This window comes from Oceanospirillum linum (assembly GCF_001995095.2).
Taxonomy (GTDB): domain Bacteria; phylum Pseudomonadota; class Gammaproteobacteria; order Pseudomonadales; family Halomonadaceae; genus Oceanospirillum; species Oceanospirillum linum.
This window is the reverse complement of sequence record NZ_MTSD02000010.1, coordinates 25,588-41,474: the sequence shown is the minus strand read 5'-3', so window position 1 is coordinate 41,474 and position 15,887 is coordinate 25,588. Positions and strand designations below refer to the sequence as shown.

General features: G+C 51.0%; 14 protein-coding genes. 12 read left to right on the top strand and 2 right to left on the bottom strand.

Annotated elements, in window-relative coordinates; all coding sequences use genetic code 11:
* The first annotated feature begins 12 nt into the window (after positions 1-12).
* The 5 genes from betB to choV all read left to right on the top strand — a co-directional run bounded on the left by betB (position 13) and on the right by choV (position 6,495).
* Positions 13-1,506: a betaine-aldehyde dehydrogenase gene (gene betB / locus BTA35_RS15655; RefSeq protein ID WP_078320757.1), complete on the top strand. Its 1,494-nt coding sequence runs from the start codon at positions 13-15 to the stop codon at positions 1,504-1,506.
* 17 nt (positions 1,507-1,523) lie between these two features.
* Entirely contained in the window at positions 1,524-3,215 is a 1,692-nt protein-coding gene (gene betA, locus BTA35_RS15650; protein WP_238377615.1) for a choline dehydrogenase, read from the top strand.
* Between the two features lie 116 nt (positions 3,216-3,331).
* The gene (locus tag BTA35_RS15645; RefSeq protein ID WP_078320755.1) at positions 3,332-4,303 is read left to right on the top strand and encodes a choline ABC transporter substrate-binding protein; all 972 of its coding nucleotides are present in this window, start codon (positions 3,332-3,334) and stop codon (positions 4,301-4,303) included.
* A gap of 124 nt (positions 4,304-4,427) precedes the next feature.
* Positions 4,428-5,267, top strand: a complete 840-nt coding sequence (choW, locus tag BTA35_RS15640) for a choline ABC transporter permease subunit (RefSeq protein WP_078320754.1) — start codon at positions 4,428-4,430, stop codon at positions 5,265-5,267.
* Positions 5,268-5,301: 34 nt separating this feature from the next.
* A complete protein-coding gene (gene choV, locus BTA35_RS15635; RefSeq protein ID WP_078320753.1) occupies positions 5,302-6,495 on the top strand; it encodes a choline ABC transporter ATP-binding protein in 1,194 nt (397 codons plus the stop codon).
* A gap of 510 nt (positions 6,496-7,005) precedes the next feature.
* Here the strand turns inward: choV and BTA35_RS15630 are convergent.
* Complete coding sequence (locus tag BTA35_RS15630) at positions 7,006-7,335, bottom strand: DUF4156 domain-containing protein (protein ID WP_078320752.1); 330 nt, start codon at positions 7,333-7,335, stop codon at positions 7,006-7,008.
* A gap of 236 nt (positions 7,336-7,571) precedes the next feature.
* Between BTA35_RS15630 and BTA35_RS15625 the strand changes: the two genes are divergently transcribed.
* The 6 genes from BTA35_RS15625 (at position 7,572) to BTA35_RS15600 (ending at position 14,225) form a co-directional block, all read left to right on the top strand.
* Positions 7,572-8,582 carry an ABC transporter substrate-binding protein gene (locus BTA35_RS15625; RefSeq protein WP_078320751.1) on the top strand — a complete coding sequence of 337 codons (1,011 nt, stop codon included), beginning with the start codon at positions 7,572-7,574 and terminating at the stop codon, positions 8,580-8,582.
* A gap of 113 nt (positions 8,583-8,695) precedes the next feature.
* A complete protein-coding gene (locus tag BTA35_RS15620; RefSeq protein WP_078320750.1) occupies positions 8,696-9,595 on the top strand; it encodes an ABC transporter permease in 900 nt (299 codons plus the stop codon).
* Complete coding sequence (locus tag BTA35_RS15615) at positions 9,588-10,424, top strand: quaternary amine ABC transporter ATP-binding protein (RefSeq protein ID WP_078320749.1); 837 nt, start codon at positions 9,588-9,590, stop codon at positions 10,422-10,424. The genes BTA35_RS15620 and BTA35_RS15615 overlap by 8 nt, the downstream gene beginning before the upstream one ends.
* Positions 10,425-10,541: 117 nt before the next feature.
* The gene (locus BTA35_RS15610) at positions 10,542-10,994 is read left to right on the top strand and encodes a cytochrome b562 (protein ID WP_078320748.1); all 453 of its coding nucleotides are present in this window, start codon (positions 10,542-10,544) and stop codon (positions 10,992-10,994) included.
* A gap of 191 nt (positions 10,995-11,185) precedes the next feature.
* The gene (locus BTA35_RS15605) at positions 11,186-13,435 is read left to right on the top strand and encodes a protein-disulfide reductase DsbD family protein (RefSeq protein ID WP_160055291.1); all 2,250 of its coding nucleotides are present in this window, start codon (positions 11,186-11,188) and stop codon (positions 13,433-13,435) included.
* 97 nt (positions 13,436-13,532) lie between these two features.
* A complete protein-coding gene (locus BTA35_RS15600; protein WP_078320746.1) occupies positions 13,533-14,225 on the top strand; it encodes a cytochrome b/b6 domain-containing protein in 693 nt (230 codons plus the stop codon).
* A gap of 96 nt (positions 14,226-14,321) precedes the next feature.
* On the opposite strand, the gene BTA35_RS15595 is transcribed toward BTA35_RS15600, so the two are convergent.
* Positions 14,322-14,789, bottom strand: coding sequence for a flavodoxin domain-containing protein (locus BTA35_RS15595; protein WP_078320745.1), 468 nt, complete (start codon positions 14,787-14,789; stop codon positions 14,322-14,324).
* Positions 14,790-15,088: 299 nt separating this feature from the next.
* Between BTA35_RS15595 and BTA35_RS15590 the strand changes: the two genes are divergently transcribed.
* On the top strand, positions 15,089-15,865 hold the full coding sequence (locus BTA35_RS15590; protein WP_078320744.1) for an alpha/beta fold hydrolase: 777 nt from the start codon (positions 15,089-15,091) through the stop codon (positions 15,863-15,865).
* Positions 15,866-15,887: the final 22 nt, after the last annotated feature.

Below are 15,887 nucleotides of genomic sequence, written 5' to 3'. Positions count from 1 at the left end.
GGTTGAGATACGATGACAACTTCACAGCAATCCTCTGTTACCCAACAACCGTCTATAACCCAACATTATGTCCACGGTCGCTACTACACCCAGGCACCGAAAGAGACCTTTACCAGCATCAACCCTGCTAATGGCGAGGTTATCGCAACCGTCGCGCAGGGTGATGACAGCGCAATGTCTGCCGCCATTGAATCTGCAAAAAAAGGTCAGGCTGAATGGGCTGCGATGACCGGTATTGAACGCGGCCGTATTCTGAATAAAGCCGTTGCTCTGCTGCGTGAGCGCAATGACGAGCTGGCGATGCTGGAAGTACTGGATACCGGCAAGCCGATTCAGGAAGCAGACTGCGTGGATATTGTCACCGGTGCCGATGTAATCGAGTACTACGCGGGTCTTGCGGACAAAATTCAGGGCGATTACCAGCAGCTGAATGAGCAGAATTTCTTCTATACCCGCCGCGAGCCCCTGGGCATCTGCGCCGGAATCGGTGCCTGGAACTACCCGATTCAGATCGCCTGCTGGAAATCCGCACCGGCACTGGCCGCCGGCAACGCCATGATCTTTAAACCCTCAGAGGAAACACCCTTGAGTGTACTGAAGCTGGCGGAGATCTATACCGAAGCCGGTGTACCGGATGGCGTCTTTAATGTGATTCAGGGGGATGCCCGTGTTGGCCGGATGCTCACCGCTCACCCTGAGATCAGCAAGGTTTCCTTCACCGGCGAATGCGGCACCGGTAAAGCGGTGATGGGGGATTCCGCCAAGACCCTCAAGCAGGTCACCATGGAACTGGGTGGCAAATCCCCCATGATCATCTTCCCGGATACGCCGGTTGAGCAAGCGGTTTCCGGTGCCATGCTGGCCAACTTTTACACCCAGGGCGAAGTGTGCACTAACGGCACCCGCGTCTTTGTACATGACGCCATCTATGACGCCTTCCTTGACGAGCTTAAAACCCGTACCGAGCAGATGATTATCGGCGACCCCACCGACCCTAAAACTCAGGTGGGAGCGCTGATCTCAAAAGATCATATGCAGAAGGTATTGGGTTATATCGAAGCGGCCAAACAAGCCGGTGCCCGTTTAATCTGCGGCGGCGAACAAGCCACTGAAAACGGCCCGGATAAAGGCGCTTTCGTTAAACCCACCGTATTCGCTGACTGCACCGATGATATGCCCCAGGTGATCGATGAGATCTTCGGCCCTGTGATGTCGGTACTGCGCTTCTCCGATGAAGAGGAAGTGATTACCCGCGCCAACAACACCGAATACGGCTTAGCCGCCGGTGTTTTCACCAGAGATCTGGGGCGCGCCCATCGCGTGATCAACCGTCTGCAGGCGGGGATCTGCTGGATCAACACCTGGGGTGCCTCTCCGGCTGAAATGCCGGTGGGCGGTTACAAGCTATCCGGCATTGGCCGGGAAAACGGCATCGAAACCCTCTACCACTACACCCAGACCAAGAGCGTGTTTGTAGAGACCGGCGACATTGAGCGTCCATACTGATCCCTGCGCAACCCACTATGAGTCCTAGCGATATGAAACAGGAATACGATTACATCATCATCGGGGCAGGTTCTGCTGGTTGCGTACTGGCGGACCGCCTGACGGAAAGCGGTATGCATACCGTGTTACTGCTGGAGAAAGGCGGTAGTGACAAGAGCATCTTTGTCCAGATGCCAACGGCACTCTCCTACCCGATGAATACCGAAAGCCTCTGCTGGCAGTTTCACACAGAACCAGAGCCCGGCGTCAACTACCGTTCACTGCACACGCCTCGGGGTAAAACCCTTGGCGGCTCCTCCTCCATCAACGGTATGGTTTATGTGCGCGGCCACGCCTGTGACTTTGATCAGTGGCAGGAACAGGGCGCAACGGGCTGGGATTACCAGAGCTGCCTGCCCTACTTCCAGCGTGCCGAAACATGGGAAGGTGGTGCAGACAGTTATCGCGGTGGCAACGGCCCGGTAGGCACCTGCAACGGTAATGGGATGTCCCTGAATCCTCTGTATCAGGCGTTTATCGATGCCGGTGTCGATGCTGGCTACGGTTTCACCAAAGATTACAACGGCTACCGTCAGGAAGGCTTCGGCCCGATGCATATGACGGTTAAAAATGGTGTACGCAGCTCCACTTCCAATGCGTATCTGCGCCGCGCTATGCAGCGCCCCAACCTGACCGTACTGACCGGCGTCCATAGTCGAAAAATTCTGACCAACAGATCCAGTGGTGAAATTGCAGCGGCGGGTGTTGAGTTTGAGCATAAGGGCCAGATTAAAACCGTTAACGCCTATCGCGAAGTGATCTCTGCCGCAGGTTCAGTGGGCTCACCTCAGCTGTTGCAGCTGTCCGGTATCGGCCCGAAAGAGGTGCTGGAAAAAGCCGGTGTTGAGGTTGTAAAAGACCTGCCCGGCGTAGGTGAAAACCTGCAGGATCACCTGGAAGTTTATTTTCAGTACCAGTGCAAAGAGCCGATCTCTCTGAACTCGAAACTGAACCTGATCAGCAAAGGCCTGATCGGCACCCGCTGGATTCTGTTCAAAGATGGCCTGGGTGCCACCAACCATTTTGAGTCCTGCGCCTTTATCCGCTCACGCAAGGGGCTGAAATGGCCGGATATTCAGTATCACTTCCTACCAGCGGCCATGCGTTATGACGGCAATGCCGCCTTTAAAGGTCATGGTTTTCAGGTTCATGTTGGCCCGAACAAGCCCGCCAGTCGTGGCCATATCCGCATTAAAAGTGCTGATCCCCATGACGCACCAAGCATTCTGTTCAACTACCTGACAGAACAGCAGGATATTGAAGACTGGCGCGCCTGTATCCGCCTGACCCGTGAGATTCTGAACCAGAAATCACTGGAGAAATATCGCGGCAATGAGATTCAGCCGGGCTACGACATTGAGTCTGACGAGCAGATTGACGCTTGGGTGCGTGACAACGTCGAAAGCGCATATCACCCATCCTGCACCTGTAAGATGGGCGCTGAAGACGACCCTATGGCGGTGCTGGATGCTGACTGCAATGTGCGCGGTATCAAGCATCTTCGGGTGGTGGACTCCTCCGTATTTCCGACGATTACCAACGGAAACCTGAATGCACCTACGATCATGGTGGCTGAAAAAGCCGCCGATAAAATTCTGGGCAAACAGCCGCTCCCCAAGGCAGATGCAGCCGTCTGGATTCACCCGGATTACGAAAACCAACAACGCTAGTGATTTCAACCATCTGTATTGAGACCGACTACAACTCAATACGGATGGTTACCGCTCCGTAAAGAGCGAAGATTTCCCCGATAAAGATAAAAGTACGAAAACGAGAAGGAAAGATGATGAAAACTCAAAAAACGTTTACCCCAAAGACACTCGCAAAAACGCTCGCGGCGATCACCGCAACCCTTTCTGCCAGTGCCTTTTCCCTGAGCGCCCATGCTGCTGAAAACTGCTCTACGGTTCGTTTCTCCGACGTAGGCTGGACCGATATCACGGCAACCACTGCGGTAACATCTGAGGTGGTTAAAGGTCTGGGTTACACCCCTAAAACTCAGCTGCTGTCTGTACCGGTCACCTATACCTCTCTGGCTTCCGGGGAACTGGATGTTTTCCTGGGTAACTGGATGCCTACCATGGAGGGCGACATCGCCAAGTACCGTGAAGCGGGCACCGTAGAAACCGTTAAAACCAACCTGACCGGCGCAAAATACACACTGGCAGTTAACAAAGCCGCCTTTGATGGTGGTGTGCGCACCTTCGCAGATATCGCCAAGTTCAAGAGCAAATTCCGCAACCGCATCTATGGCATCGAGCCGGGTAACGATGGTAACCGTCTGATTCAGGACATGATCGATCAGGACGCCTTTGAACTGAAAGGTTTCAAACTGGTGGAGTCCTCTGAAGCCGGCATGCTGTCAGAAGTACAACGTGCCGAACGTCGTAACAAGTGGGTTGTTTTCCTGGGTTGGGAACCACACCCGATGAACAGCAACTTCGAGATCGAATATCTGGACGGTGGTGATGACTGGTTTGGCCCGAACTTCGGTGGCGCAACCGTTCATACCAACACCCGTAAAGACTACAGCACCGAATGTCCGAACATGGGCCAACTGCTGACCAATCTTGAGTTCTCCCTAAGCATGGAAAACCGGATCATGGGCGCTATTCTGGATGATGGCAAAAAGCCTCAGCAGGCAGCAACAGAGTGGCTGCGTAACAATCCTGCAGTACTGGATCAGTGGCTACAGGGCGTAAAGACACTAGATGGCAAACCCGGCCTGCCAGCGGTTAAGAAACACCTGAATCTGTAAGTACCTCATACAGCACCTGCCCAGTGGCGGGTGCTCTTATCCTCTGTTTATGCTGACTTGCTGTTAAATGCTCCTTCGCTCAGGGCGCCACTGGGCCTGCGCTAAAAATACCGGGTAACCCCATATGAACTGGATAACTGAACATAAACTGCCAATGGGACAATGGATGGAGTCCTTTGTTGACTGGCTGATTGGAAATGCCGCCGGATTTTTCGATGCCATTGCCTTTTCCCTTGAATGGCTGATTTTAGGTGTCACCGACCTGCTGTTAATGGCCCCGGCTATGGTACTGATCGCACTGACCGCTGCGCTGAGCTGGTGGCTGCAACGCTCAATCGGGTTGGTTATTTTTGTTACAGCATCTCTGCTGCTGATCGCTAACCTCGGATATTGGTCAGAGATGATAGAGACACTGGTATTAGTACTCATGGCCACCTTTATGTGTGTTCTTTTTGGCATCCCGTTGGGAATTCTGGCGGCCCACTACCCCAGATTTCATGTTGGCATTCGTCCGGTGCTTGACCTGATGCAAACGATTCCAACCTTTGTTTATCTGATTCCGACTCTGATTCTTTTCGGCCTGGGTGTGGTACCGGGGCTGATCTCCACCATCATTTTCGCCATTGCCGCTCCGATCCGGCTAACCGCTCTGGGTATCAGCAGCGTGCCGCAGGAGCTACTGGAAGCCGGTAAAGCCTTTGGTGCAACCCGATGGAAACTGTTGTTTAAAGTAGAACTGCCAGCGGCTATGCCCAATATCATGGCCGGTGTTACCCAATGCATTATGTTGTCGCTATCCATGGTGGTTATCGCTGCCCTTGTGGGTGCTGATGGCTTGGGCAAGCCTGTGGTGCGTGCACTGAATACCGTGAACATCTCTCAGGGCTTTGAAGCCGGTCTGGCGATTGTTCTGGTGGCGATCATGCTGGATCGCCTGTGCAAACAGCCAAACCGCGATCACTAATCCAACCACATCATAAGCATTGAAGGTGACCATCATGACTACCGAACAAAACATGATTGAGATCGAAAATCTGGATGTGGTTTTCGGCGATCAGCCAAAGGCCGCCCTGGCACTGCTGGATCAGGGCCTGAGTCGTCAGGAGATTATCGACCAGACCGGTTCTGTGGTTGGCGTACACAACGCCAATATTAGCGTAAAGCAAGGTGAAATCTGTGTTCTGATGGGCCTTTCCGGCTCAGGAAAATCCAGCCTGCTGCGCACCCTGAACGGCCTGAACCCAATCTCCCGTGGCAGCCTAAGAGTACAAGATGGCGATGAAACCGTGGATATTGCCACCTGTGACGAAAACACCCTGCGCCATCTGCGCACCAACCGTATCTCCATGGTGTTTCAGAAGTTTGCCCTGATGCCATGGCTGACGGTGCTGGAGAATGTCGCCTTCGGCCTCGAAATGAAAGGTATCGGCAAAAAAGAGCGCCAGCAAAGCGCCATGGAAAAGTTGGAAATGGTGGGACTGGCAGAGTGGGCACACTCCAAACCCCATGAACTTTCCGGTGGCATGCAGCAGCGTGTGGGTCTTGCCCGTGCCTTTGCTATGGATACCGATATTCTGCTGATGGATGAGCCATTTTCTGCCCTTGATCCGCTGATCCGCGCCCAGCTGCAGGATGAGCTGATTGAGCTACAGCGAAAAATGAAGAAAACCATCCTGTTTGTCAGTCATGACCTGGATGAAGCCCTCAAAATCGGCAGCCATATCGCCATTATGGAATCCGCTAAAATTATCCAGCACGACAAGCCGGAAGATATCGTGCTGAACCCGAAAACCTCCTATGTAGAGGACTTTGTTGCCCACACTAATCCTCTGAATGTACTGGGTGGCCGTACCCTGATGACGGGTCTTGATCTGCTCACCGGAGACGGAAAAGCTGACAACCGCATTATTATCGACCGCACGCACAACTACTGGGTAGAGCTGGAAAACGGCGAAATCCAACAGGCCGGTAAAGGGGATGAAGTGCTGCCCACAGCAGATTGGCAGCAGGGTGACGGCGAGAAAGGTCAATTTGCCATCGCCACACCGGATATCAGCATGCGGGATGCCATCAACCTGAGATACAGCAGCCGCCTACCGGTACTGCTACAGGAAAACGGCCGGTTTGCCGGTGTGCTGAACGACAATAACTTCTACTACGCACTGCTGGGTAAACACTTTGTAGCGGATTGATGGCTGTGCGCTAGCCAGAAGCTAAAAAGCCCTGAAAGCGATGGTTTCAGGGCTTTTTGCTGGTATGCATAAAGTTCAGCGATATGCGACATCGTTTCCGGGTTGTAGCCATGGCACTTGGAGGACACCCATAATTTTATGCCACCCTATTAACACGTTAAATCCGCTTTCTGACCTATCTGAAAATAGCCTGTAACTGTTGACCGGATGAGACCCATGCCAGTCCTTTATTCCGGGCAAACTGTTGCAGTTTTCTGAATTGCCCTACCGCACGGCAGCGTGGCATACCTTTGGGCCGCATCGCTTTCAGCCAGGCGTCTGCGTCGATATTCAGCCGTTGTAGAATGGGCGGATAACCCTCGGGGATAAAGCCGTGCTTATCTTCCCGTTGGCAGCGTCCAGCCTAGTCGACCAGCGCCAGATAGTCCGTTTCCGTTTTTTTCTTTTCGTTTTTCAACAAAACGCAAAAAAGGCTGCCTGATGCAGCCTTTTCGGGGAATAAGTCAAAGGTTAGGACTTACATTTGTAGATATCAAAGCCCACTTTGCCATCTTTGAGCGGGCCAGTCTGAACGATGGTATCCGCTCCCATCTCTACGGCCTGGTTTTTACCCAGAGTTACCAGCTCTTCCATGATGGTATCCTGATTACGGCTTAAACCGGCCACGCTATCTTTCACAAAAGAGTTGGTATGCCCCAGTTTCTCACAGCCCACAACATTGTGTGCTTTTGCCAGAAGGACCTGATCGCTACCCTCAACAGCCTTCACCCAACTGCAGGCTGACAAAAAAGAGAGGCCCAGCGTCAGCAATCCCATTTTACATCGTGTGTGTTTCTTCATGAATTGATCTCCTTTAAGTTCATTACGTTATAGCATGCTATACCAATGAAATAAAAAGTGCTTTTTCAGAAGCTTTGCCGCTCTGAATGATGCTTTTGCCGTATAAACAACTAGGCAACATTTATACAGGGAGGTGCCTTGTTTGAGCAAAAACCGTCCGCGATTGTTATTCTGATTGAATCACCTTGTTTTGACCCGTAAGATTTCCGTCAATTTTTAACCCAAGAGAATCAGGTATGAAAGCACTTCTGGCATCTTTGCCCCTGGCGCTGACCCTCAGCGCACTACCCACACAAGCAATGGCTGCACCAGAGTGCGGTTCAGTTACCATAGCCGACATGAACTGGAATTCAGCCTCCTTTATGGCGCACCTTGACCAGTTTATTCTGGAAAAAGCTTATAACTGTCATACCGAGCTCGTACCAGGTGACTCCGTACCCACAAGCACTTCGATGATCGAAAAAGGTGAACCGGATATCGCACCGGAGCTTTGGACGAACTCTTCGAAGGCTCAACTGGATAAGGGCGTTGAAGAAGGCCGTTTGCGTTATGCCGGTCAGGTTCTGTCCCAGGGCGGTGAAGAAGGTTTCTGGGTACCGCAATATATGGTCGATGAGTACCCTGAACTGGCCACCATTGAAGGCGTACGCCAGCATGCAGATCTTTTTGAACACCCTGAATATGATGACCGCTCCGCGTTCTACAGCTGTCCGGCAGGCTGGGTCTGTCAGATTACCGCAGGCCATCTGTTTAACGCTCTGGAGCTGGAAGAAGCCGGTTTTGAGCAGGTCGACCCCGGTTCTGGTGCAGCGCTGGCGGGCTCTTTAGCCAAAGCCTACGACCGTAAAGAACCTTGGTTTGGCTACTATTGGGCTCCGACGCCGGTGATGGGTAAGTATGAGATGGTAAAAGTAGACTTTGGCACAGGTGTCGATCTCAAACATTACCGTAACTGCACAACCCAGGCCGACTGCACCACTCCCAAAGTTACCATGTACCCATCAGCTCCGGTTCATACTATCACCACCAGCGGCTTTGCCAAACGGGCTCCGGCTGCTTATAAATATATTGCCGGGCGCAGCCTGACCAACCCTCAAATGAGTGCCATCCTTGCATGGATGGAAGAAAATCAGGCCGATGGTGAATACGCAATGGAGCACTTTCTATTAAATTACCCGGAGGTCTGGAGAAACTGGCTTCCCAAGGCAGAGACTCAAAAACTGCAGCAGGCAGTGGATCAATTATAATTATCAGTCAGAAAATGCCCGGATACACTTCGGGCATACTCCTCTGTCGGGACTGCTCACTAAAAGCCTGCTCTGCAGGCTGCAACGCTCATCAAACCTGATTAGGATCTGCTATGGCCGATAGTGGCTGGTTGACCGAATTCCCTGAGATGGAACGCAGTGATCTGCGCGCCATACGTAAAACACTGGATACCGCCTACCGGGATTTTTCCCGCAGTTACGGTGAACAGATCGAAAACTTTTTTGACCCCTTACTCTCACTTCTGATTGGCTTTGAACAGCTACTGTTAGCCACCCCCTGGTGGCTGGTAATTGCCGTGATATGCTCCATCAGCTACCTGGCCAGCCGCTCTCTTCGTTTAAGCCTTGGGGTTGCCATCGCCTTTTTTGCCATCGGTTACTTTGGTATGTGGGAAGATACGATGCAAACCATGAGCATTATTCTGGTCTGCACCCTGCTTGCGATCATTCTGGGCATACCGCTGGGTATTTTGATGTCTCGCTCTGACCGGCTACAGAAATTGCTGATACCTCTACTGGATGTGATGCAGACCATGCCAGCCTTTGTCTACCTGATCCCTGTTGTCATGCTACTGGGTATTGGCCGGATTCCCGGTGTTCTCGCGGTGGTCATTTACGCCATACCGCCTGTGATTCGCCTGACCAACCTAGGTATACGCTTAGTTGATAAAAGCGTACTGGAAGCCGCCACCGCTTTTGGTGCTGGTTACCTGAAACGCCTGACCAGCGTACAGCTGCCTCTGGCTCTGCCGACCATCATGGCAGGCATTAATCAGACGATCATGATGGCTCTGTCCATGGTGGTGGTCGCCTCCATGATCGGCGTAAAAGGTCTCGGTCAACCTGTGTTGAAATCCATTACCAACCAGTACTTTACTCTGGGGCTTCTGAACGGTCTGGCCATTGTCGTTCTGGCCATTGTTTTTGACCGGATATCACAAAGCTACGCCCGGCGCAGCCAGCAGCACCTGCAGGGAGGCAACCATGAGTGAACCTGCCATCAGCATTCGGAATCTGAGTAAAATATTCGGTAAACAAGCAAAAAAAATGCTACCGCTGGTGCATCAGGGCATGGACAAAGAGACTCTGCTGACCAGGCATGACCATGCAATTGGTCTACAGGGTATTAATCTGGACGTCGAAGCCGGCGAAATTTTTGTCATCATGGGTCTGTCCGGCTCAGGAAAATCAACACTGATTCGTCATTTCAACCGGCTTATTGAACCGACTGAGGGCCAGATTGATATCAAAGGAACGGATATCACCACGCTGAGCCGCAAACAGCTGGAAGTATTCCGTCAACAGCATCTTTCTATGGTATTTCAGCGCTTTGCACTGCTACCCCATAGAAATGTACTGGATAATGTCGCCTATGGCCTGGAGATACAGCGTATTCCCAAGGAACAGCGCCTGGAAAAAGCGTCTTACTGGCTCGACAGAGTTGGCCTGACGGGTTATGACCGCCAATACCCGAATCAGCTATCGGGAGGTCAACAGCAGCGCGTCGGTTTGGCCCGGGCCTTATGTACTGATGCCGATATCCTGCTGATGGACGAAGCCTTCTCCGCCCTCGATCCACTGATCCGCGCTGAAATGCAGCTCCAGCTGAAACAGCTACAAAAACAGCTACATAAAACGATTATATTTATTACTCACGACCTGGATGAAGCCATAACACTTGGTGACCGAATTGCTATTCTGAAAGATGGCTGTTTGATACAGCAGGGAACACCTCAGCAGATTCTGCAGCACCCTGCAGATGATTATGTGGCCGCGTTTGTGCAGCATGTTCGCCCGGACGCCCTACACAAGGCATCATAACCTTATAACTTAATGGAACTTTACCTTTCAGATCTGGACTAAAATAACCTGACATGTTTACATAAGATATAACTTATTCATACACTATAAATGCTTGATTAGATGGAGAAAACGCAAATGAATGCAATGGGACTGAAAAAATCTCTGTTCGCTGTTTCCTTAGCCTCGGCCCTGCTTTTAGGTGCCACAGATGTACGGGCAGCACAGTGTGGTGAAACAAAGCTGTCAGAGCAGATGGGCGAAATGAAAGACCATCTGAAAGCCTACAAAGATGCGGCAAAATCTGAAGACTGGGCCATCATGGCGGAAAACCGTGCTGCACTGCAGGAACTGGCCAGCAGTGCTAAGAAAGAACTGCCTTTCAAAGCACAGAGCGAACCTAAAGCCGCCCAGGAAAAGATGCAAAGCAACTACCAAAAAGGTATGACCCACCTGGAAGAGCTTTTGGATAACCTCGAAACAGCGGAAAACAGCAAAGACGCAGATAAAGTTATGGCGCTGATGCAAGAGATTGGTAAGCATACTAAAAAAGGCCATCGGGCTTTCAAACAGAAGTGTGATGACGAGTAAGCTTTAGATCACGCTCTGCGTTAGTGCTAAAGCCCGGTTAAACCGGGCTTTATTGATCATAAACGCTCAATATGATCAATAAAGTCTGACTCAATCTGAAACTCTGTATGGTCTCTGATGTCTCAGCGGCGGTATATGTTAGTGGCACCCCTGCCAGTATCTTCAAGCAGTTTTCTGTACGGGATTTTACTTTGAACATTTTTATTGCTTCGCTATCGGCTCTACATCACTTTCGTATGGATAGCGGGCTTGCTTTGCTTTCGTTCAGCCGCAGGCATACATCCGCCGGGATACTTCTTCTTACCATCTTGCTGGTCAGTTTATCAGCCCAGGCAGCCCAAAGTGACTGGTCAGAGACACCCCAGGCCAAAGCTCGGTTACTGATCGCCGCGGTAGAATCAAAAAACAGCCAGGCTGTACTGAAAGCAGGCCTGGAAATTCAAATGGATGATGGCTGGAAAACCTACTGGCGAACGCCAGGAGCCGCAGGTATTCCGCCCGATGTAAAGGCAGCTCAGGGCAGCCCCCTTGATAATATTCAACTGTACTACCCGGCACCATCACGCCTGGACTTTCAGGGGTTGCAGCTCTATGGCTATGAAAAGCGGGTTATTTTCCCCCTGGATCTGACGTTAAAATTACCGCTTCAGGAAGACGCAACCATTGCAGTGGATACCCGAATCCTGATCTGTCGGGAGCTCTGTATTCCTGTTCGTTTCAAGTCTGAAATACCTGTCTCGGAACTGCCGAATCTGGCCACCGCTCAATCTGGTGTTTTGGATGCCGATGCAGCCTTCAGTATTAATCAGTTTGTCAGCCGTATCCCCCGTCCTGCAGACCTTGCAGGATTTAAGCCGGCAAAGGTTCAGCTGGATAGCGAACAGAAAATTCTCCAGGTCGAATTACAGTTACCGGAATCAACGCAACTGCAGGATCTTTTCCCGGAGCTACAACCTGAACCTGAGCTGAATGCTCCCGTTATCGGTCTGCCAGAAGCTCTCCCCGGGACAGGCAGCCAACGCTGGACAGCTCAATTCCTGATACAGCGTAAACAGATGCCAAGCCCTGACGCAGCCGCCAATCTGGTGATCCGTACCTCACAGGGTGACTTTGAACTTCCAATGCGCTGGCAAACAAACAGCGCCCCCCTGAACCCTATCGAAGGCACTCAGGTTAAAGGCCATAAGGGCTCTGTACCGGGTATGGATGGCGCTCCCTCAATAGCAGCCCCTTTATGGCTCATGCTTCTGATGGCTCTGGCTGGCGGCCTTATTCTGAACCTGATGCCCTGTGTCCTTCCGGTACTTTCTATTAAGGTTCTGCATCTGATAAAACATAGCGAGCTGAGTACTTCTCAGATTCGCGGCAGTTTTATCGCTACTGCAGCCGGTATTATCAGCTCATTTGTATTACTGGCCGGCGCACTTATCGCCCTTAAAGCCAGTGGTCAGGCAGTCGGCTGGGGAATTCAGTTCCAGCAACCTATTTTTATTGCCGCACTGGCTTTTATCGTTATCATTTTTGCCGGTAACCTCCGGGGATTATTCGAGTTCCGCCTGCCCGCCGTTATCTCATCCCTGGGTTCAACGATAAACCAGGAGACACCTGAAAAGAGCCACTCTCTTTTCGGATCATTCAGTCAAGGGGCGTTGGCAACGATTCTGGCAACCCCTTGCTCAGCTCCTTTTTTAGGTACGGCCATAGGTTTTGCCTTCTCTCAGGACTACCTCACCCTACTCCTGATTTTTATTACCCTGGGTATCGGTCTGGCCCTGCCTTACCTGCTGCTGACCTTGAAGCCAGAGTGGATCTGTAAGTTACCTAAACCCGGACACTGGATGCTAACCCTCAAGCGTGTTCTCGGTGGTGGTCTTCTGGTAACCGCCGGATGGCTGTTCTGGGTGTTATCAGATCTGATCATATTCAATGGTGTCGTTGCCATTGCAAGTCTCGCTCTGCTTTGGTGGCTTATGGTCAGACGTCATCGACTGTTTTGGCTTATCCCTGTTGCGGCTCTGCTGATCATACCTACACTCCCTCAGCCGGATATCAAGCTGACATCAAGCTCTGCTGATGGTCAGGATCAGCTAAACTGGGCGGCTTTTGAGCCCAGTCAAATTGATAAGCAGGTTGCAGAAAACAAAGTGGTATTTATTGATATTACAGCACGCTGGTGCGTCACTTGCATCGCCAATAAGGTGGCTGTCATCAATACGCCGGAGGTTCAGCAGGCGCTGTCAGCAGCGAATATTCTGCCAATGCGGGGAGACTGGACGCGTCCAGATGCAACTATCAGCGATTTTCTGAATCGTCATCAACGCTTTGGAATCCCTTTTAATGCAGTCTATGGGCCCGGCGCGCCACAAGGCATCTTACTGGGTGAGATATTAAGTAAAAAAGCGCTTCTGGATGCCCTTAAAAAAGCGGCTGGCGATATCTGACAAACAGTTGCTATCTGATAATCCATCGATAGCGGATGAGCTATCGATACCCGGTAAACAATTGATTTAACGTCTTGCACTCTTGAAAGGAGAAAACATGCAATCACATACGGAACAGGCAACCAGGGCGGTTAAAGTCTGGGATATCAGCATACGGCTGTTTCACTGGTCATTAGTCGGACTGATCGGCTTTTTATGGTGGAGCGGGACAGAAGGTGTACAAATGGACAATCATGTTCTGGCGGGATATACCGTACTGGGGCTGGTGGTCTACCGGGTTATCTGGGGCTTTATTGGCAGTTACCACGCACGGTTTATCAACTTTATCCGCTCGCCCATAAAGACATTAAAATCTATCCCGGAAGTGCTGTCCGTTCGCAGCAACTCACACCATGTCGGACATAACCCTGTTGGCGGCTGGATGGTTGTGGCGCTCGTGCTAATTCTGCTGGCTCAGGGGATCTCAGGCCTGGGTACCACCGATGACATCTTTATTGATGGCCCATTAGTTCCTTATATCAGTGACGACATGATCTACTGGCTGACAGACCTGCACCTTACCTTGCCGGACTACCTGATTGCACTGGTAGTACTGCATTTGGCAGCTGTACTGTTTCATGACACCTTTAAACGTGAACATCTGATTCAGGCGATGATCACAGGTGTTAAAAAAGTACCGGCATCGCTGGCTGACTCAGTCCGGCAATCAGAACTGCCCGCTAAACGTTTTCTGATTGTTGTTGCTCTGCTATCCGGCATGGGATGGTGGTTGATCAGCAACTTCGGCTAAGGTTCATTACGTACAAAAAAACGGAGGGGCTTCCCCTCCGGAATTGTCTTAAGCGATCGGCTGCACTATGGGATAGCATGTCATATCTTTGCTCAGCTACACCATTTCTACCTGCTGTAGCTGATCTGCCCAGCGACCAATCCAGTCCGCCGCAGGCTCAGTTGCATCAAAATGCTCCGCAGCATCTATTTCCAGAGGACGACCAATGCGCTGAGCGCCATATTCCGCGAAAACAGCATCGATCTTTTTACCGGCATCACAGAACGTCTCATCGTAAGAGCTATCCCCCAAAGAGATAATGCCGTATTTCAGATGAGACAATGCTGCTCCTGCCTCATTCAGCGTATGATAAAACTTGTCAAAATTGGGCGGAAAATCTCCGGCACCTGTCGTAGAGCAGGAAACCAGGACAGCCTCCAGATCTTTATTCTCAAGATCCGCAATCGTTGGCTCCTCTGACACCTCAACGGTATAGCCTTTTGCTTCCAGCATTGGCTGAATATGATCCGCGACATCCCGCGCTCCACCATATACGGTTCCTACCAAAATCTTAATTGCGGCCATAAAAAACTCCTGAAATAAGCAGACAACGATTAACCAACTAAAATACTCGGCTATTATAACGACAACCCTACAAAAACCAAAACATATAGCCCTGCCTAAAGCACAAGCGGGTGATCTGAAAGCCCGTTATGACTGATTACAGTTAATTCCTAAGCTTTTTGATACTCATCAAAACTGCGTATTGTATTATTTATTTCATATGTTTAGTCTAACACTCTTTATTGATGACTTAGCCTCTGGGGCTATAAAAATAAGATCCACAACTAACAACCTTGCCCCGCTCCATACAAGGATGCTCTATGTTTGCTCAGGACTTTAATGAACTTGGTTACCTGGCCAGCCAATGGCCAATCAATCCGGATATACCAACACTTCTGATGGTACATGGCGCAGGCCTGAACCACTCACAGTGGCAAAAGCAGATGACAGGTCTGAAAGGTCACGCCAATATGATTGCGGTTGACCTTCCAGGGCATGCCTTAAGCGCACACCATGATGGCAACCAGTCTATCATTGATTATGCCGACACTCTTTCGGAGCTGGTGACAGAGCTGGACAGTTCTCAGCTCATCATGGCGGGCCACAGTATGGGCGGAGCTGTTTGCCTTGAGTTTGCGATGCGTCATCCCACACAGGTTGACGGCATGATCTTGGTCAACACCGGGGCTAAACTCAGGGTTCAACAGGATCTCCTGCAACAGATTCACGAAGATTACCCGGCCTTTATCCGGCATCTGACCAATAGCGCTCTAAGTAAAGGCACCACACCACAGGTTATCGAGCAGTTTTCAGAGCTGCTAATGCAAAGCGAAACAGAGGCGGTTTACAATGACTTTGCCAGCTGTAATAGTTTTGACCGACTGGAAGATCTTAATCAGATTGACTGCCCGGCACTGGTTATCAGCTCAGACCTAGACCTGATGACACCGCCAAAATATGGAGAATTTCTGGCCGACCAGCTCACTCAAGGCCAATATACCCTGATTGAAGGCGCTGCCCATATAAGTCCAATGGAAAAGCCGGAGGCAGTTAATCACGCCATCCTGGGCTTTCTGCAACAATTCAATGGCCGTTAATCGGCCATCCCCTTCTAACGAC